The following is an 18,198-nucleotide window of genomic DNA, read 5'->3' as shown; positions in this document are numbered from 1 at the left end:
AGCCCGGCACCTGCTGTGGAGGACGGTTCGATGACGATGACAGCTATTGAGGCAGGCCTGAGGAAATCGTGGGGATGGATGGCGGCTTTCGCCGTCATCTCCCTGATCGGCGGCGTTCTGGCGCTGCTCAATCCGTTGGCGGCTACACTGACCGCGACCTTAATGGCCGGATGGGCGTTTGCCTTCCTCGGTGCGCTTCAGGTGTTCCAGTCGTTCCAGATCAAGGGCTGGGGCGGCTTCATCTGGGCGCTGCTCTTCGGCCTGCTGACACTGGCCGTCGGCCTGTCGCTGATCTTCGATCCGCTGGCGGGGATGATCTCGCTGACTATCCTGGTCGCCGTGCTCTTCCTGGTGACGGGCATCGTCAAGATCATGCTGTCCTTCTCGCTGCGGCCGCTGACGGGGTGGGGTTGGGTGCTCCTTTCCGGCATCGTGTCGCTGGTGCTGGGCATCATGATCCTCGCGGACATCCTTTCTGCCGCGACGCAGGTTCTTGGCATCCTCCTCGGCATCGAACTGATCTCGAACGGTGTCCTGTTCCTTTTCACCGCTATCGGACTGCGTAATCTCCGTTGAGTGAAACGGATCAGGTAGACACACCGATGAAGACCATTCTTTGCTACGGCGACTCGATCACCTGGGGTTCCAACGCCGAGACCGGCGGCCGGCACGCCTACGAGGACCGCTGGCCGAACGTGCTGCAGAAGGCGCTTGGGCCGGATGTCGAGGTGATCACCGATGGCCTGCGCGGCCGCACCACCGGCTTCGATGAACATCTGGCCGCGTGCGACCGCAACGGCGTGCGGATCCTGCCGACGTCACTCTACACCCACGCGCCGCTGGACCTCGTCATCATCATGCTCGGGTCGAACGACATGAAACCGGCGATTGCCGGTACGGCGCTTGCGGCCATGCAGGGAATGCGTCGCCTGGTGGAGATTGTCAGGACCAGCCCGACGCGGGACGGATCGGAAGAACCGCCCGCCGTCCTGATTGTCGCTCCGCCGCCGCTTTGCGAAACCGCCAACCCCGAATATGCGGCGATGTTCGCCGGCGGGGTCGAGCAGTCGCAGATTCTGGCGAGCCTTTATGCCGATCTCGCTGATGAAGTCGGTTGCGGCTTCTTCGATGCAGGCTCGGTCGCAAGAACAACACCCGTCGACGGCGTCCATCTCGACGCCGAAAACACACGTGCCATCGGCCGCGGCATCGAGCCGATCGTGCGCGTGATGCTAGGACTTTAGAATAGGAGACCGGCCGTGGCCGAAAGCTATGACGTCATCATCATCGGGGCAGGACCGGGCGGCTACATCGCGGCAATTCGTTCCGCGCAGCTTGGCCTGAAGACGGCGATCGTCGAGCGCGAGCATCTGGCGGGCATCTGCTCCAACTGGGGCTGCATCCCGACCAAGGCGCTGCTGCGCTCGGCCGAGGTGCTGCACCTGGCGACGCATGCCAAGGAGTACGGCCTGGAAATCGCCTCGGCGAAGCCGGACATCGCCGCTATCGTCAAGCGCTCGCGCGGCATTGCCGAGCGCATGAACGGCGGCGTCGGCCTGCTGATGAAGAAGAACAAGGTCGACATCATCTGGGGCGAGGCGAAGCTCACCAAGCCGAACGAGATCGTCGTCTCCAAGACCTCGAAGAAGCCGATGGAGCCGCAGGCGCCGCTGCCCAAGAACGTCAAGGGGGAGGGCACCTACAACGCCAAGCATATCATCATCGCGACCGGCGCCCGTCCGCGCGCGCTGCCCGGCATCGAGCCGGACGGCAAGCTGATCTGGACCTATTTCGAGGCGATGGTTCCGCAGGAACTGCCGAAGTCGCTGCTCGTCATGGGCTCTGGCGCGATCGGCATCGAGTTCGCCTCGTTCTACCGCACGCTTGGCGTCGACGTGACCGTCGTCGAGCTGATGCCGCAGATCATGCCGGTCGAGGACAAGGAAATCTCGACCTTCGCCCAGAAGCGGCTCGAGAAGCAGGGGATGAAGTTCATCCTCGAGGCGAAGGTGACCAAGGTCGAGAAGGGCGCGAACTCGATTACCGCCCACGTCGAGAAGAAGGACGGTTCGGTCGAGAAGATTACTGCCGACCGCCTGATCTCCGCGGTTGGCGTCCAGTGCAACACCGAAAACCTCGGCCTCGAGGCGCTTGGCGTGAAGCTGGAGCGCGGCGCGATCGCCATCGACGAGTTTTGCCGCACCAGTGTGCCGGGCGTGTATGCGATCGGCGACGTTGCCGGTCCTCCGATGCTCGCGCACAAGGCCGAGCACGAGGCCGTCATCTGTGTCGAAAAGATCGCGGGCCTGCATCCGCACCCGCTCGACCGCACGCTGGTTCCGGGCTGCACCTACTGCAACCCGCAGGTCGCGTCTGTCGGCCTCACGGAAGCCAAGGCCAAGGAAGCAGGTTACGACATCCGCGTCGGCCGCTTCCCGTTCGTCGCCAACGGCAAGGCCGTAGCGCTCGGCGAGGACCAGGGCCTCGTCAAGACGATCTTCGACAAGAAGACCGGCCAGCTCCTCGGCGCGCACATGGTTGGCGCGGAAGTCACCGAGCTCATTCAGGGCTTCGTCGTCGCGATGAACCTCGAGACGACCGAGGAAGAGCTGATGCACACTATCTTCCCGCATCCGACTCTGTCGGAAATGATGAAGGAGAGCGTGCTCGACGCATACGGCAAGGCGTTGAACATGTAGCAGGCAGAGGCGGTTTCAAACCGCCTCGTCTCGGCCTATATGTGCCGGACGCAAGCAGGAAGGTCAGTCATGGTCACCGTCGTAAACCTGGTCGATAAGCCAAGGCCCCGCCATCCGGAGAAGGCTCACCGGCCCGACCAGGAGGTGTTACGCAAGCCCGAATGGATCCGCGTCAAGGCCCCGGTCTCGCGCGGCTACCTCGAGACGCGCAACATCGTGAAGGACAACAAGCTTGTCACGGTTTGCGAGGAAGCGGGCTGCCCGAACATTGGTGAGTGCTGGGACAAGAAGCACGCCACCTTCATGATCATGGGCGAGATCTGCACCCGCGCCTGCGCCTTCTGCAACGTCGCGACCGGCATTCCGCTGCCGCTCGACCCGGAAGAGCCGGCAAATGTCGCTAAGGCCGTGAAGCAGATGGCGCTCAGCCACGTCGTCATCACCTCGGTCGATCGCGACGATCTGGCCGACGGTGGCGCGCAGCATTTTGCCGACGTGATCCACGCGATCCGCGACGCATCGCCCGAGACGACCATCGAGATCCTGACCCCCGACTTCCTGCGCAAGGACGCCGCAAAGGCGCTTGAGATTGTGGTTGCGGCCAAGCCGGACGTCTTTAACCACAACCTCGAAACGGTGCCGTCGAACTACCTGACCGTTCGACCGGGCGCCCGCTACTTCCACTCGCTGCATCTGCTGCAGCGGGTCAAGGAGCTCGACCCGACCATCTTCACAAAGTCCGGCATTATGGTCGGCCTCGGCGAAGAGCGGAACGAAGTTCTGCAGCTCATGGACGACCTGCGCACCGCCGACGTCGACTTCATCACCATCGGCCAGTACCTCGCGCCGTCGCGCAAGCACCATCCGGTGAAGAAGTTCGTTACGCCGGAAGAGTTCAAGTCCTACGAGACGGTCGCCTACACCAAGGGCTTCCTAATGGTGTCGTCGAGCCCGTTGACGCGCTCGTCGCACCACGCCGGCGACGATTTCGCCCGCCTACGCGAAGCGCGCGCGAAGAAGCTCGCCGCAAGCGCGTGAAAACGGAAGAAGCGGCGGAGCTTCTGGCAATAGCCCGCCGCGTTCTCGTGATCGGTTCGCCGGGCAGCGGCAAGTCGACGCTTTCGCAGGTGCTCGCCCGGCAGTTCGACCTGCCGTACATCCCGATGGACCGTGCGTTCTTCTGGCTACCCGGCTGGCGGATGCGGCCGCGGGAAGAAATTCGCACACTGATCGAGGATGCGATTTCCGCTGACAGATGGCTGATCGATGGAACCGGCCTCAACACGCTGGAGCTTCGTCTGACGCGGGCGGATCTGGTGATCTGGCTCCGCTTGCCGCGCAGGGTGTGCATGTGGCGGCTGCTTCGCCGGTGGCTGCAATTCCACGGCAGGACGCGGCCCGACATGGCAGATGATTGCCCGGAACGCATCGATCTGGCTTTCCTGCGCTATGTCTGGACCTTCGACCGGGACCTCGTGCCGCAGATCGAGCAGAAGCTGGCTGCTTCCGGCGTAGCTAGGATTGTGATCCAGCTCACAACACAGGACGAGATCGACGCCCTTCTTGCCGAAATAACCGCCAGCGTGTAGCCCTGCGCCGATGCCAAGTTTCGAAACCACCAGAACCGTCTCCCACTCACCGGCGCAGATGTTCGCGCTGGTGGCGGACATCGAGAGATATCCGGAATTCCTGCCGATGTGCGAGGCGCTGTCGATCCGCTCGCGCCGAGAACGGGACGGAGTGACCCTACTCGTGGCTGACATGACCGTCGGCTACAAGGCGATCCGCGAGACGTTCACCAGCCAGGTGGTGCTGAAGCCGGCGGACAACCGCATCGACGTCAAATACATCGACGGGCCGTTCAAGTATCTTGTTAACACTTGGCGCTTCGAAACGGCCTCCGGTGGCGGTACTGAGATCGGCTTCTTCATCGACTACGAGTTCAAGAGCCGCGTGCTCGGCGCGTTGATGGGCGCGATGTTTGATCGCGCCTTCCGCATGTTCGCCGAAGCTTTTGAAAAGCGGGCCGACGCCTTTTACGGCACGGCAGCCTGACCGCTCGCTACTTCCGCTTACTGTTCTGCCAGCAAAAAACCTTCGACCGCCTTGCGCACCGCTGCGTCGACCTCGCGCCATGAGGCGGCTAGAGCCGCCGGCATGCGATAGGTGAGGGTAAGACCCCGGCCGAGATGAATGTCTCGCTCGCACGGTGCAAGCGATTCGCGCGCCGCCTCGCCCGAAAGGCAGCGCATCACGAACGGCTTGTCGCTGTCGGCATTGCCGACTACCAGCAGCTCGTCGACATAGCCGGTGTTTTCCGGGAAGGAATAGACGGTGAGGCCATTGGGGCCTGGACGTCCTGACTCCTTCACCATCGCCTTGTAGATCGGCTCGTAGCGGCCGGACATGTCGCGGGACATCATCCGCTCCTCGAAGGTGAGGAACAGGAGTTCCCGCGAGCCATTTTCGTGGTTGAATGCGGCACGCGCCTTCGCCGAATAGCCGTCCATCTGCGGCCAGCGCATGTAGAGGTCGAGCTTGGCGACAACGCCATGGCGCCGCGCATGCTCGAAGCGGATCATGTTGGCCGGCACACGCAGCACGTCGTTGCCGATGACGATCTCATACGGCGTCGTGTCGTCGGTGTGGCCTCCCATCGCGATCGTGCGCCCGAACCATTTTCCTGCAAGGCTGATCGCCAGCGACGCCAATGCCAGAGCCGCAAGGATCAGGAACACACGCATCATGAACCTGGAACGGATGCGTTCCGGCGAGAACGTGTCGTAGGAATCGGCTGTTTCGCTGTACAAAGGCGTGCCCCTTCAAGGTCGCTCCAACCTTGTCCGAACGTGGTAAACGGACGGTAAAATCCATTCCTGTCGCAGCTGCGAAAGATCGTCAGCGCGGTGCTTGCGTCCGGGAGCGTTGCTCCCCTAAGGGTAGGATAAAGCAGCCGTATCAGGAGGAATCATGCCGCTTTACACGCTCGACGGCGTCGCGCCGCAACTCGACGATGAGGAAAGCACCTGGGTCGCACCGGATGCATCCGTCATCGGCAAGGTACATCTTGGCCGCGAGACCGGCATCTGGTTCGGCGCGGTGCTGCGCGGCGACAATGAGCTGATTTCGATCGGCGACCGCAGCAACGTGCAGGAGCACAGCGTGCTGCACACGGACATGGGCTATCCGCTCACCGTCGGCAAGGACTGCACGGTTGGCCACCGCGCCATCCTGCACGGCTGCACGATCGGCGACAACACGCTGATCGGCATGGGCGCGATCGTTCTCAACGGCGCGAAGATCGGCAAGAACTGCCTGGTCGGGGCAGGGGCGCTCGTCACCGAAGGCAAGGAGTTCCCGGACAACTCGCTGATCGTCGGCGTTCCGGCCAAGGTCGTGCGCGAGTTGGACGAAAAGGCCGTCGAGGGGCTGAAGAAGTCCGCCGACCTCTATGTTGGCAACGGCAAGCGCTTCAAGAAGGGCATGAAGCCAGCCTGATCCGAAAACGAACCCGCCGCCCGGTTTCAGATCGAATCGGGCGGCGTGACTGACCTATGGACCAGGCCGCTTGACAAGAGAACAAAAAGGAAACACACTGCGGACATAACAGAAACGGGAGAGGGTTATGTCTGAGTTCCTCCAGGATGTCGCTTCGCTGGTTTCCGTAAGTGCGTTCGTGACGGCAATGGCTTTGCTGATCGGTTCGCTTTAGAACAAAACAGGTACGGTTTCGCCGAACACCTCTTCGAAGGCGGCCTTGAGGGCGTCGTCGTAGTCGCCCAGCGTCACCGGCAGGCCGAGATCGACGAGGCTGGTGACGCCGTAGCCCTGAATGCCACAGGGCACGATGCCGCCGAAATGGGAGAGGTCGGGTTCGATGTTCACGGCGATGCCGTGGAAGCTGACCCACCGCTTCAGGCGAATGCCGATCGCGGCGATCTTGTCCTCAGCAGGCTGTCCGTTCGGCAGGGGCGGACGCTCCGGCCGCACCACCCACACGCCGACCCGATCTTCGCGGCGTTCTCCCTTCACGTTGAAGGAGGCGAGTGAGCGGATGATCCATTCTTCGAGCGAGGCAACAAAGGCGCGAACGTCTTCGCGCCGGCGCTTCAGGTCGAGCATGACATAGGCAACCCGCTGGCCGGGGCCGTGATAGGTGTATTCGCCACCTCGTCCGGCGTCAAAGACCGGGAACCGGTCGGGCTGCAGCAGGTCCTGCGGGTCGGCGCTGGAGCCCGCCGTGTAGAGGGGCGGGTGTTCCACCAGCCACACCATTTCGGCCGCACCTTCGTTGCGAATCGCCGCTGCGCGATTTTCCATGAACAGAAGCGCGGTTTCGTAATCCGTGAGACCCGGCTCAACACGCCATTCGACGGGCGGGCTGCCCGGCGCGGGCAGGAAAGAGGTGTTGAGCTGGCTGCGTTCGGACATGAGACGGTACCGATTCCTGGTGGCGGCAGGGCTTCATGCTGCCGCGGACGGGGTGGATATGCCACCTCAGGCGGCGGAGATCCAGTTTCGTGTGCGTTTTCAAGGCGTTTGCCGCGAGCTTCTCGCACCGCATGGGCAGAGAATCGCCTTTCCCAAATTTATTCCAGAAAGTTCAAGAAGGCCACTTGTGCGGGGTAGGGGCATTTGATACATGCCCGTTGCCGGTCGCAACCGGCCCCTGTCATGATGCGGTCGTGGCGGAATTGGTAGACGCGCAGCGTTGAGGTCGCTGTGGGGCAACCCGTGGAAGTTCGAGTCTTCTCGACCGCACCATTGACAAAAATTTTCCTCATCAAAATCGTGCAAACTGACGGGTCGCCGGTCGGCTTGGCTGGGGGCGTCCCAAAGTGTCGAAGGCGTAGAGACGAGCTCCGTAGAGGTTCGTCACGCCTCCTCAATTGACGCAATCCCGAGTTGCCGACAGAGCGTTCTCGCTAGTTTTCCCCTTTTAACTTGCCTTCCGCCCCGTCTGCTATCGTTGACAGTGCGGGTGGCGGTAGGGAGAACCAAGTCCACACTGGGTAACAACACCAACGGGGGGCGCAAAGGCGACTACCCCCGTTCCATCGACCCCGAACAATCGCCGAGGCCGCAGAAAACGTGGCCCGTCCCGTCAAGGATGGGAGCGGATGGATATTCGTTGTGTTGGGATCAACGTTTTCCACGAGGGCTTCCGCAGCGCCAATACCTGCGAGGTCTCGACGAGCTCACCTCCCCGCTCCGGGGGGAGATGTTGTCATGATCGCTAGGTGGAGACGGGGGTTACGGAAACGCTGCTATGTGGGAGTCCACAACGGGCCCTTCTGACCGTCAAGTTGATGCTCTCGCGGTGGGCGCACAAACCGATACCTCTTTACGATGCAGAGAGCGGCAGCGAGACAGTGCAACAGACGAGATCCGGCCGGAACAAAGCTTAGATCCCACGGTTCGAAGGTGAGTTTCACATCCTGACAAGGGCTTCTGATACGTCTCGCTATGCTTGACGAAAACAGACCCTTGCTGATCCGGAAGGAGTGTCCGCAAATGACGCAGAGCAGGGGATTTGCAGTCGTGACGGGAGCGTCCAGCGGTATAGGCTACGAGCTGGCGCGTCTTTGCGCGGAAGACGGATATGACCTTCTGGTCGCTGCTGATGAGCCTGAGATCCATGTGGCGGCGGAGGAACTCCGGGCACTGGGGCACGCCGTTACCGCGCTCGAACTCGACCTTGCGCGTGAGGATGACATCGCGCGGCTGATCGAACATGTTGATCGTCCTGTCGACCTTCTCCTTGCGAATGCCGGACGAGGACTGGGCCGAGCCTTTGTAGATCAGGACATCTACGAGATCCGGCGGGTAATCGACACAAATGTTACCGGCACTGTGGTCCTCGTTCATGAGATCGCGCGGCGGATGCGAGAGCGCGGCAGCGGCCGCATACTGCTTACCGGCTCCATCGCGGGCTTCATGCCCGGAAGCTATCAGGCAGTTTACAACGCCACAAAAGCCTTTGTGGACAGTTTTTCCTGGGCTCTGCGGGATGAGCTTCTGGAGACTGGCGTATCTGTCACCTGTCTTATGCCCGCTCCAACCGACACCAAGTTCTTCGAACGCGCTGACCTTCTTGATACGGACGTCGGCGAGGATGATTCAAAGGAGGATCCGGCAGATGTTGCCCGCACAGGTTACAAGGCAATGATGTCAGGGGAGGCGGGCGTGGTAAGCGGCATGTCAAACAAGCTTCAGGCAGCAATTGCCCACGTCACGCCAAGTTCAATGCTCGCGCGGCGGCATCGCAAGATGGCGAAGCCGCACGGCGAATAGCGCCTGACGCTCACAAGAGGCTCTCCAGGCTGAGCGGGGCGCTAATGGTGACGAAAAAGAAGGTCGCTGCCCGACGAGTTTGCTGTCGGACCTGCAGGTCGGAGGCTGACACCGATTTGGCATGAGGCAGAGGCCGACTTCTGTAGATTGCCCGCATCTACAGGTCTGAAACATCCTTCCTAAACGCAGGATTGAACTGCCCGCCACGGGAAGGCGTCACTCCGTAGGTGCGGTAGGCGTCCTGCATAATCTCTTGCTCTGTCCGCTCAGGATAAAATTGATAGCTCGGCGCTCGAATTCGGGACACGTGGGTCATCGTGACCTCGATGATGTTCTGGATACGAAACCTGTCTCCGACCATCGCCAGAAGCTCGTCGCCGATGGTTCTGAATGAGGCGTTCGACCTCTCAATGATCCGCGCCAGCCCAACGATCTTGTAACCGCGCTGGCGAAAGATATCGATGAAGCTCACGCAGACGATGGGATTGTCTTCGATATTCCGGACGCTCACCGGGGAAGCGATGTCGGCGATCAGGATCCGGTCCCGACCGCTCAGCGTGAAGATCTCTTTCGGCGTGACGTTCGGCACGCCCTCCCGGGACACGGTCGCCAGCCAACACAGGACCGCGTTGTTGAGTTCAGAGCGAAGGTTCTCGTTTACTTCAATGATGCCCATAGCATCCGCTCCATCGACTCATTGTATCGTTAATATTAGATACAAAAAACACAATCATCTGGACGCTGTTGCTGTCAACGACTATGTTTGAAACGTTGTTCACGAATTGGATGTCCGAGATGAGCAAACCTTTGGCGATCGTTGCTGCAGAAGCTGAGACCCGTACAAAGCCTTCAAACTACCCGCCGGTGTTTGCCGCTCGAATGAACGGCCGCCTCAAGAGACCGCTCGGTGATCTGTTTGGCCTGAAAAACTTTGGCGTAAACCTCACTACGCTTGAGTCGGGAGCGGTTTCCGCCCTTCAGCATCGTCACAGCCGTCAAGATGAGTTTGTCTATGTGATTGAGGGCCGCATCACGCTGGTGACGAGCGAAGGGGAGATAGAGCTGACGCCCGGCATGTGTGCTGGCTTCCCGGCGGCCGGCGTTTCTCACCATCTGGAGAATCGCACCAACGCGCCGGTGATGTATCTCGAGATCGGAGACAGAACGGAAGGCGACGAGGCGACGTATCCTGAAGATGACCTGATCGCCCTGCGCGAAGAGGGTGCATGGCGTTTCGTTCACAAGGACGGCACACCATACTGATGGCAGACGGTAGAATCTTAGGGCAACTGAACTACAATCCCGGTTGACTCGCTGGAGATGCGCATGGGTACTTCCGATACATTTCAGTTGCCGATCCCGGATGGCCATGATCCCCTCCACGAGCGCCTGGCCGCCGCGATCGAAAGGTGGATTTCGTCGGGGCAGTTGCGTCCAGGGGAGCGGCTTCCCACGCATCGTGAGCTTTCACGGGACGCTGGCGTTGCCATCGGTACGGTCACCAAGGCGATCAGCTACCTTGAGAAGCGCGGTGTCGTCCGCAGCGAGACCGGCCGCGGCACCTTCGTGAACATGGTTGTAGAGCCGGCCGCCGAGTTCACCGACCTCAACTTCAACATCCCGCTTCCGGTGGTGGATGAAGGACAGTTTCGGGCGGCCGCGGTGCAGGCGTCCAGCCGCCTGAGCAACACGCCGAATGGTGGCTATCCGGAACCTGGCGGTCACAAAGAGCACAGGAAGATCTTGTCCGACTGGCTGTCTGCCATGAGGCTGGAGCTCGCCGCTGACGATATGGTTGTCACCGTCGGGGGACAGCACGCCATCCACCTCGCTATGGCCGACCTTGCGGGTCATACCCGGGGTGTTGCCACTGAGGCAGCTACGTTCTCTGGCGCTATCGCAGCGGCCAATAATCTTGGTCTTCAGTTGCATGCCGTCGATCACGATGAAGAGGGTATGTTGCCAGACGCGTTGGAGCGTCTGTTTGCCGAAAGCGAGTGTCGGGCCATCTATCTCACGCCGGTGTGTCAGAACCCCTACGGCTTTGAGATGACCGAGGCGCGTCGGAAGGACATCCTCGCCGTCTGCCGGCGCGCCGACGCATTCATTATCGAGGATGACCTTTACGGCATCTACTCCGATACTGGGTCGCCGACTTTTCGCGAGCTCGACGGCGAGCGGGTCTACTACATCAACGGCCTGTCCAAGTCCCTTACGCCGCTGGTTCGCGTAGGTGTACTGGCTCCACCGCAGCCGCGGCGCGGGGCCATCGCATCGCGGATCCGAGCCGAACTGTGGGGTGTTTCCGCCTTCGATCTGGAGGTGGCAAAAGCCCTCTTTGAGATGGGAGCCCATCTTTCGGCCAGGGAGGCGCTTCGCGCTGAGGCGCGTAGCCGGGTCGAGCTGGCGGCCTCAATCCTTCACTTGCGTCTCCCTATGCCTTCGGGGTCACCGCATGTGTGGCTTCCCATGCCGAAGATCGCCGCGCAAAAGCTCGCCAGGCAAGCATTGGAGCAGGGCGTTCGCATCACGCCACCAGACGCGGTTGCTGTGGGGGGCGAGAAGGCAGGAGGCGTGCGGCTCTGCCTGATGGCCGCCCCGCAACGGGACAGCCTGACCAACGCGTTACGCGTCATCGCGGACCTTCGTGCCGCTGCTGGCTTCGAGAGCGTCGCCGCCGATCTTCATATCGTCTGAGTTGCCAGAACCCTGTCGTTCGTAGACGGCTGCCCTTTGGTGGCCGCTCCTCTTATCGTGCCTGCCCCAAATCTCATGGCTCGTATTGGACTAATTGTTGTCTGATGCAGGACCGATGACGATTCCGACAAAATGTATCTATTGTAGCTAATACATTGTAACGCGAATGTTCCCCCCTATTGGGGCATCAGCAAACGACAGGTCGGTAGTCAGGAACCGCCATCATGATCAGTCGTCAAGCAATCGAGATAAGATGCGCGGACGCGATCCGCCTGAGCGGCGACCTTTGGGTCCCGGAACGTGGTCCGAAGGCGAGTGTGATCATCAATCCGGCAACAGGCGTGCTTGCCCGGTATTATCATCGCTGTGCGAGCTTCCTCGCGTCATGCGGCTTCGAAGTTCTCACCTATGATTACCGGGGAATTGGGCACTCGAGACCAAAAAGCCTCAGAGGCTGCGACTTCCGTTGGAGCGACTGGGGAACTCTGGATTTCGATGCCGCTCTCCGGCTGATGCGGACGAGAAGTCCCGGCCGGCCCCTCCATGTGGTTGGCCACAGCTTCGGCGGTTTCCTGCCGGGGCTGGCGGAGAATGCGGGCCACATAAGCCGAATATTGGCGGTGGGTGCTTCCTACGCGTATTGGCCGGACTATGCCGCGCGTGAGCGCCTTCGCCTGTTCATGAGTTGGCACATCGTAATGCCGTTGATGACCGCTATTTTCGGCTATTTCCCCGGCAGGCGCCTGGGATGGCTGGAAGACCTGCCACGCGGCGTTGCCTGCGAATGGAGCTTTTCCAGATCTCGCTACGAACGGAGGTTCCCCGAGGATCTTAGGGTGCGGGTGTTGGACCGTTTCCATTCTGTTCGGTCCTCGATCCTTTCGGTCACAAATGACGATGATCCCTTTGCCACGGTGCCCGCGATCATGCGTGGGCTAAGCTATTACCCGAACGCCGAGAAAACCGTCGTCAAGCTGTCTGAAGCTCATCGCGGTATCGCCCCAGGTGGGCACTTCGGCCTTTTCCACTCGGCCCACCAGAGCGAGTTCTGGAGGAAGACCGTGCGCTGGCTGGAGTCGGGCAGCAACCCGTGGCCGAACGAGGCGGCAAGTTATGGCCCCGGTGAACCTCTGCTTCGGCCAAGTCGAATTCAGCTGCTCTGGTCAGGAGTGCTCGGATGACGACCCGGTCGATAGGATGGCAAAGCGCCCGGCGATTTCTGCTTCTGGTTTTAGGCGTCGGAATTTTGATTGCGCTCCTTTACCAGCATTCGCAAGAAGGAGGGCGTCGGGGCGTGGGTATGAGGTGGTGCCGGTTTTTGAGACAGGGGCATAAGGTGGATTTTCCGATGAAAAGGACGATCCAGCATGAAGACACGCAGACGGTTCTCGGCCGAGTTCAAGGCCAAGGTTGCGCTTGAGGCGATCCGCGGCGAGCGGACGATTTCGGAACTGGCGACGAAGCACCAGCTTCATCCCAACCAGATCACCCAGTGGAAACGGCAGGCCATTGAGAACCTGGCCAAGGCGTTCGACGACAAGGCAGCGGATGCACAGGTCGGCCGGGAGGCCGAGGTGACGAAACTGCACGCCAAGATCGGCCAACTCGTCGTTGAGCGGGATTTTTTGGCCAAAGCCTTCGATCGCTGAGCCTGGATCGGAGGAGTATGATGATTGATCCCGATCACAACCGGCTCTCGATCTGCCGCCAGTGCGAACTGGTCTCGATCTCGCGGGCGTCGTTCTATCGACAGCCTGCCGGCGAGAGCCCGGAGAACCTCGAACTGATGCGCATCATCGACGAGGCCTTCATGGAAATGCCCTGGTATGGCTCTAGGCAGATGGCGCGGCACCTACGGCGTCAAGGTTGGTGCGTCGGCCGCAAGCGGGTCCGGCGGCTGATGCGCAAGATCGGTCTGTCGCCGATCTACCAGGCTCCGAAGACCAGCGAGCCGCATCCGCAGCACCGCATCTATCCTTACCTGCTGCGGCATCTGGCGATCGAGCGGCCCAATCACGTCTGGTGTGCGGATGTGACTTACATTCCGATGCGGCGCGGCTTCCTCTACTTCGTCGCCATCATGGACTGGTTCAGCCGCAAGGTGCTGGCCTGGCGGCTGTCGAACACGATGGATGCCGACTTCTGCGTTGCCGCGCTCGAGGAGGCGATTGCCCGCCACGGCAGGCCCGACATCTTCAACACCGACCAGGGATCGCAGTTCACCAGCTTCGCCTTCACCACGACGTTGAAGGATGCCGGCATCCGCATCTCCATGGACGGGCGCGGCCGCTGGATGGACAACGTCTTCATCGAGCGGCTGTGGCGCAGTCTCAAATACGAGTGCGTCTTCCTCAATGCCTTCGAGACCGGCAGCGAGGCGCGCAGCGGCATCGGCTCCTGGATCGACTACTACAACCAGCGACGCCCACACTCGACCTTTGGCGGCAGGACACCCGACGAGGTCTATGCTACGGCACAAATGACGGAGCAATTGGCGGCGTAGAAACCAACCCGATCCACCTTAGCCAAGCCGCCAAGCTGTCTCACCAGACGGGTCCACCTCAGTATCCAGCAACTGAAAAGTACAAATCCCGGCCACTTGTCGATGGCCGTCTTCTATCCCGCAAGGGGAGGAGGGGAGTTCAGCAAGGCCGGGGGCTTCGAAGTCTATGGAGTAAATGATGCGGAGCCGGCCGCAGGCCGCTTCCCCGTCATCGTTGTCGCTCACGGATCATACGCGAGCGCTTATGCTCACCATGACACCGCGAGCTACCTTTCATTGAGTGGCTTCATCGTTCTTGCGATTGAGCATAAAGTTAGCGCGGATACCGCTGAGCTTCGGGCGCGGGAGGTGTCGCTGGCTCTCGATGTGCTCCTTAAGAGCCCGTTGGCCGATCTCGTCGACAAAGAGAGGATCGGCATCATCGGTCACGAGCTGGGTGCGGAGGCTGCGATGCTTCTGATCGGCAATGCCGCGCTCGAGGACGACACCGGCTGCGATACGCCGTCCGGCTGCGACGCGCGCTACCACCTTTGGGACAAGCGTATAAGGGCCGCGTTGCTCCTGTCGCCTCCGGAGACGGTGGGAACGAGGAAGGACGCTGCAGTCACCATCCCGCTTGGAGTCATCCATGCCGGGGCTGGAAACGGGCGCATTCTCGAACAGGCTTCAAATGGTCTGAGAAGTCACCCTGCCAGCCTCATGCTTCTCGAACGTGTTCCTCTTGCGAGCAGCAACGTGTTTCTACCTCCCTGCGAGGAGCCTCTGAAGTCGGAGAGAAAGGACTTGTGCGTCGACCATCCTCTGGTGGATCGCCTGCAGGTGCATGCCCTGCTCAATGGTTTGGCAGTGTCCTTCTTCTACAATGCCCTGCCATAGGCAAAATGAAAGCGCCCGCAAAGGGCGCTTTCGGCTTCCCGCTCTTACCGGAACTCGCTTCCGAATATTCCTGACAACCGGTTCCGAAGCCTTCTCACCATCGCCTTCAGCGCATTGGCCCGGTAAAGACGCACCAGCTCGTCCACCTTCGTGAAGTCCGCTCCCGAAGCGGCTGTCGTCCGGATCTTCTGGAGCAGCAGACGCTGGTCAGGCTCTGCCTTGTCCGTCCCGCGCTCGTGGGTCTCACGCGTCGTCGCTTGCCTGACAGCCGAGTCCCTGGACATGGTAGCCTCCTGGCTCAACCTGTTTCAGTTGCCAGATTCTACCACTTAACGGGCGTCTTGAATCATTCATAATAATACAAACGATATTTACTGATTCGATCGTATCACATTTGTTGAGCTGCGGATCTTGGAGTTTTTATAAGAGGGGGCACTATCCCGCTTCATCCGATTAGCACGAGTTCCGCGCGCCGTTCTCAAATCCCCGTTGAGCCCAGCTGAGGATCCGGTCCCGCATCCATGTGATCGAAGCGTTGGCTTCGCGGGAAGCGTGCCACTGGAGGTTTTCCGAGATCGGGGGAACATTGAGGGGCATAGGAACGGCGCGCAGCCCGGATCCAGGGGGCAGCGATTCCCACAACCGACGATGCATGGTGGCAATCCACGGCGTTCCGCGCAGGCATTCGGCGAGCATGGTGAAGCTGGGCACGCTGCAGGCAACGTCGAGCTCCAGCCCCTTGTCGTCGATCCATTGTTCGAAATGGCTTCCGCGCCAGCTGCCGCCGAACGCGGTCACCACATGTCGCATCGACAGATAGGTCGACGTGTCCATCGAGTCACCGATGGTGGGATGGTTCTCCCAGAGGACGCAGACGAAATCGTCTTCAAAAAGATGCACATGCGGATGCTCCGGATAGAGGAAACGAGAGGGAACGACCGCGAAGTCGATCTCGCCGCGCTGGAAGCTTGCGTCCGACGGCCCGTCAATCGGCACCAATTGCAGCGATACTCCTGGCGATTCCTGTGCAAGCTCCGGCAGCATGGGTGCGATCAGCACTTTCAGAACAAAGTCCGACGCAATGATCGAAAAGCGCCGGCGCATCTTTGCCGGATCGAATCCCGGTCGCATCTGGCTGAAGTGGCGTGTGTCGTTGAGGAGCTGCGTTGCCGCGCGGCCCAACTGCTCGCCGAATTCTGTGGGCTGCATCTGCCTGCCGACCTGGCGGACAATGGGATCCCCGAAGTGATCGCGCAGTCGCCGCAACGCCTGGCTGAGGGCAGGCTGCGTCAGGCAAAGCTCGTTTGCTGCCAGCGTCACTGACCGCAGGCGAAGGATGGCCTCCAGGGCAATGATGAGATTCATGTCGAGGCGATCCAGCCGCACGATTTGTCCCCCTTATGCAAAACATGCGTCGTATTCATTCGAAATATGGCTGTGGAGCAACTACCTTCCGCGCGCAACCTGGGAGGACAGCGTATGGCGCGGCGAATTGTGGATCTTTCAGTCAGCCTGAAGGCGGGAATTCCTTCAGATCCGCCGCCGCTACTGCCGAAGATCCGATATTTCGACCATGACCATGGCGCCGAGGATTTCGCGCCCATGGTGGGACTTGCCCCGTCGCAGATGCTCGACGGGAAGGGGCCGGCCTCCGAGGAGCTGGAGGTGACCACCCACGCCGGCACCCATATGGACGCGCCCTGGCACTATCATCCCACGATGAACAATGGCGAGCGCGCGATCACGATCGATGAAGTGCCGCTCGAATGGTGCATGGGGCCAGGGGTCAAACTGGACTTCCGGCATCTTCCGGACGGCCACGTCGTGAAGGCGTCTGAGGTGGAAGCCGAGCTGAAGCGGATCGGCCACGAACTCGCACCGGGCGACATCGTCCTGGTCAATACCTCCGCGGGCCTGCGCTACGGCGAGGACGACTATCTCGCGCGCGGTTGCGGCATGGGACGCGAGGCAACCCTTTATTTGACTACGCGAGGTGTAAGAGTTTGCGGCATCGATGCCTGGAGCTGGGATGCACCGCTCAAGCATCAGCGAGAGGCAATTGCCCGCACCGGCAATGCCAGCCTGTTCTGGGAAGGGCACAAGGCCGGTGCCGAGATCGGCTACTGCCATATCGAAAAGCTGTCCAACCTCGAGCAGCTTCCGGCGACCGGCTACACGGTTTGCGCCTTCCCGGTGAAAGTTGAGTGCGGCTCGGCTGGCTGGGTGCGGGCCGTCGCGATCTTCGAGGACTGATCGTGCAGGAGATGTTCGCTCCCCTGCCTTCCGCACCGTTGCCGCGCGTGTCGGTGCCACGCGTCATCGATATGCATGGGCATTGTGGCGCGCCTGAAGCGGAAATGCTGCTGGCCGGTCGTCCCGAACGCTCCGCTGAGATGGCAGCTTCCGCCGCTGCTAGCGGAGAGGCGTCGATGCGCCACAACGGCACAGTAATGCTGCCGCAGGCCTTCGCACGGATGGGATCGCTGGAGAAACGCCTCGAGGATCTCGACCTGATGGGAGTGGACGTGCAGGTCGTTTCCCCGTCACCGCATCTCTATGCCTACTGGGCTGATGCGGCACTGGCATCCGAGCTCGTTGAGGCGGTGAATGGCGCCGCTGCCGTACTGGTGAAGCAGGCCCCCACGCGTCTGTCCGCGCTGGGGATCGTTTCCATGCAACATCCCGAACTTGCCGCGGAGCAAATCGTCACGGCGAAGGCAGCGGGGCTCAAGGGAATCGAGATCTCGGCCAGCGTCGGCGAACTGGAGCTGTCAGATCCTGGTTTCGATCCGGTGTGGCAGGCGGCAGAAGCGGCCGGCATGCCGATTTTCATCCATCCGCTTGGCACTTCGCTTGTAACCGCTGTTCTCAGGCCACGGCCTTGAGTGGCGCGGGGACGTAGGCCCATGGCAGCAGGTCGTCGATCTGGTTCTGCGGGTGACCGGCGACGATGCGGGTGATGACGTTGGCGAGGTAAGCGTACGGGTCAACGCCGTTGAGCTTGCAGGTCTCGATCAGCGAGGCGATGGTTGCCCAGTGCTCTCCACCGCCATCGGAACCGGCGAAGAGGGCATTTTTCCGATTGAGGGCGATGGGGCGGATACTGCGTTCAACGATGTTGGAGTCGAT

At 61.0% G+C, this 18,198-nt stretch carries 21 protein-coding genes and 1 tRNA gene; 16 read left to right on the top strand and 6 right to left on the bottom strand.

Translation table 11 applies throughout. From position 1 onward, the window contains the following. Nucleotides 1-30 precede the first annotated feature (30 nt). From L630_RS0107615 to L630_RS0107590, 6 genes are all read left to right on the top strand, one after another. The gene (locus L630_RS0107615) at nucleotides 31-576 is read left to right on the top strand and encodes an HdeD family acid-resistance protein (RefSeq protein WP_024847671.1); all 546 of its coding nucleotides are present in this window, start codon (nucleotides 31-33) and stop codon (nucleotides 574-576) included. A 26-nt stretch (nucleotides 577-602) separates the two neighbouring features. Then, nucleotides 603-1,244 carry an SGNH/GDSL hydrolase family protein gene (locus tag L630_RS0107610; protein WP_024847670.1) on the top strand — a complete coding sequence of 214 codons (642 nt, stop codon included), beginning with the start codon at nucleotides 603-605 and terminating at the stop codon, nucleotides 1,242-1,244. Between the two features lie 15 nt (nucleotides 1,245-1,259). Then, a complete protein-coding gene (gene lpdA / locus L630_RS0107605; protein ID WP_024847669.1) occupies nucleotides 1,260-2,699 on the top strand; it encodes a dihydrolipoyl dehydrogenase in 1,440 nt (479 codons plus the stop codon). A 69-nt stretch (nucleotides 2,700-2,768) separates the two neighbouring features. Further along, entirely contained in the window at nucleotides 2,769-3,737 is a 969-nt protein-coding gene (lipA, locus tag L630_RS0107600; RefSeq protein ID WP_024847668.1) for a lipoyl synthase, read from the top strand. After that, nucleotides 3,734-4,288, top strand: coding sequence for a hypothetical protein (locus tag L630_RS0107595; protein ID WP_024847667.1), 555 nt, complete (start codon nucleotides 3,734-3,736; stop codon nucleotides 4,286-4,288). The genes lipA and L630_RS0107595 overlap by 4 nt, the downstream gene beginning before the upstream one ends. Nucleotides 4,289-4,298: 10 nt before the next feature. Further along, nucleotides 4,299-4,754, top strand: coding sequence for a type II toxin-antitoxin system RatA family toxin (locus L630_RS0107590; protein WP_024847666.1), 456 nt, complete (start codon nucleotides 4,299-4,301; stop codon nucleotides 4,752-4,754). A 17-nt stretch (nucleotides 4,755-4,771) separates the two neighbouring features. Here the strand turns inward: L630_RS0107590 and L630_RS0107585 are convergent, their stop codons facing one another. After that, nucleotides 4,772-5,509, bottom strand: a complete 738-nt coding sequence (locus tag L630_RS0107585) for a hypothetical protein (RefSeq protein WP_024847665.1) — start codon at nucleotides 5,507-5,509, stop codon at nucleotides 4,772-4,774. Between the two features lie 160 nt (nucleotides 5,510-5,669). On the opposite strand from L630_RS0107585, the gene L630_RS0107580 reads away from it, so the two are divergent. Continuing rightward, nucleotides 5,670-6,197 (top strand): gamma carbonic anhydrase family protein, encoded by a 528-nt coding sequence (locus L630_RS0107580; protein WP_024847664.1) that lies wholly within the window; start codon nucleotides 5,670-5,672, stop codon nucleotides 6,195-6,197. A gap of 210 nt (nucleotides 6,198-6,407) precedes the next feature. On the opposite strand, the gene lipB is transcribed toward L630_RS0107580, so the two are convergent. After that, nucleotides 6,408-7,130, bottom strand: coding sequence for a lipoyl(octanoyl) transferase LipB (gene lipB / locus L630_RS0107570; protein ID WP_024847663.1), 723 nt, complete (start codon nucleotides 7,128-7,130; stop codon nucleotides 6,408-6,410). A gap of 248 nt (nucleotides 7,131-7,378) precedes the next feature. Between lipB and L630_RS0107565 the strand changes: the two genes are divergently transcribed. Both L630_RS0107565 and L630_RS0107560 read left to right on the top strand, forming a co-directional pair. Then, a tRNA-Leu gene (locus tag L630_RS0107565) sits at nucleotides 7,379-7,463 on the top strand. Nucleotides 7,464-8,213: 750 nt separating this feature from the next. Next, nucleotides 8,214-8,993, top strand: a complete 780-nt coding sequence (locus L630_RS0107560; protein ID WP_024847662.1) for an SDR family NAD(P)-dependent oxidoreductase — start codon at nucleotides 8,214-8,216, stop codon at nucleotides 8,991-8,993. Between the two features lie 157 nt (nucleotides 8,994-9,150). Here L630_RS0107560 and L630_RS0107555 read toward each other — a convergent pair whose 3' ends face one another. Continuing rightward, on the bottom strand, nucleotides 9,151-9,669 hold the full coding sequence (locus tag L630_RS0107555) for a pyridoxamine 5'-phosphate oxidase family protein (RefSeq protein ID WP_051473137.1): 519 nt from the start codon (nucleotides 9,667-9,669) through the stop codon (nucleotides 9,151-9,153). A 119-nt stretch (nucleotides 9,670-9,788) separates the two neighbouring features. Between L630_RS0107555 and L630_RS0107550 the strand changes: the two genes are divergently transcribed. The 5 genes from L630_RS0107550 (at nucleotide 9,789) to L630_RS0107525 (ending at nucleotide 15,069) form a co-directional block, all read left to right on the top strand. Continuing rightward, on the top strand, nucleotides 9,789-10,256 hold the full coding sequence (locus L630_RS0107550; protein WP_198019536.1) for a cupin domain-containing protein: 468 nt from the start codon (nucleotides 9,789-9,791) through the stop codon (nucleotides 10,254-10,256). A 63-nt stretch (nucleotides 10,257-10,319) separates the two neighbouring features. After that, nucleotides 10,320-11,690: a PLP-dependent aminotransferase family protein gene (locus tag L630_RS0107545; RefSeq protein ID WP_024847659.1), complete on the top strand. Its 1,371-nt coding sequence runs from the start codon at nucleotides 10,320-10,322 to the stop codon at nucleotides 11,688-11,690. A gap of 224 nt (nucleotides 11,691-11,914) precedes the next feature. Next, on the top strand, nucleotides 11,915-12,871 hold the full coding sequence (locus tag L630_RS0107540) for an alpha/beta fold hydrolase (RefSeq protein ID WP_024847658.1): 957 nt from the start codon (nucleotides 11,915-11,917) through the stop codon (nucleotides 12,869-12,871). Nucleotides 12,872-13,057: 186 nt separating this feature from the next. Further along, a protein-coding gene (locus tag L630_RS0107530) for an IS3 family transposase (protein ID WP_245263676.1) occupies nucleotides 13,058-14,193 on the top strand; the annotation gives its coding sequence in 2 pieces (ribosomal slippage) (nucleotides 13,058-13,325 and nucleotides 13,325-14,193; 1,137 coding nt in all). Nucleotides 14,194-14,295: 102 nt separating this feature from the next. Next, a complete protein-coding gene (locus L630_RS0107525) occupies nucleotides 14,296-15,069 on the top strand; it encodes a hypothetical protein (RefSeq protein ID WP_024847655.1) in 774 nt (257 codons plus the stop codon). Nucleotides 15,070-15,113: 44 nt separating this feature from the next. Here the strand turns inward: L630_RS0107525 and L630_RS0107520 are convergent, their stop codons facing one another. Together L630_RS0107520 and L630_RS0107515 are read right to left on the bottom strand one after the other, a co-directional pair. Further along, nucleotides 15,114-15,353 carry a hypothetical protein gene (locus tag L630_RS0107520; protein WP_024847654.1) on the bottom strand — a complete coding sequence of 80 codons (240 nt, stop codon included), beginning with the start codon at nucleotides 15,351-15,353 and terminating at the stop codon, nucleotides 15,114-15,116. A 169-nt stretch (nucleotides 15,354-15,522) separates the two neighbouring features. Beyond that, entirely contained in the window at nucleotides 15,523-16,434 is a 912-nt protein-coding gene (locus L630_RS0107515; RefSeq protein WP_024847653.1) for a LysR family transcriptional regulator, read from the bottom strand. A 114-nt stretch (nucleotides 16,435-16,548) separates the two neighbouring features. Here L630_RS0107515 and L630_RS0107510 point away from each other — a divergent pair, with 114 nt between their 5' ends. Beyond that, complete coding sequence (locus tag L630_RS0107510) at nucleotides 16,549-17,322, top strand: cyclase family protein (protein WP_024847652.1); 774 nt, start codon at nucleotides 16,549-16,551, stop codon at nucleotides 17,320-17,322. Then, nucleotides 17,274-17,954 (top strand): amidohydrolase family protein, encoded by a 681-nt coding sequence (locus L630_RS21135; RefSeq protein WP_051473134.1) that lies wholly within the window; start codon nucleotides 17,274-17,276, stop codon nucleotides 17,952-17,954. Before L630_RS0107510 ends, L630_RS21135 begins: the two co-directional genes overlap by 49 nt. Here the strand turns inward: L630_RS21135 and L630_RS0107500 are convergent. Continuing rightward, on the bottom strand, nucleotides 17,938-18,198 hold a 261-nt coding region (locus L630_RS0107500), incomplete at its 5' end, for a transposase domain-containing protein (RefSeq protein ID WP_024847651.1). The genes L630_RS21135 and L630_RS0107500 overlap by 17 nt on opposite strands.

The organism is Aminobacter sp. J41 (genome assembly GCF_000526635.1).
GTDB lineage: Bacteria > Pseudomonadota > Alphaproteobacteria > Rhizobiales > Rhizobiaceae > Aerobium.
Note: the sequence above shows the minus strand (reverse complement) of the source record. Positions and strands in the feature narration are given on the sequence as shown.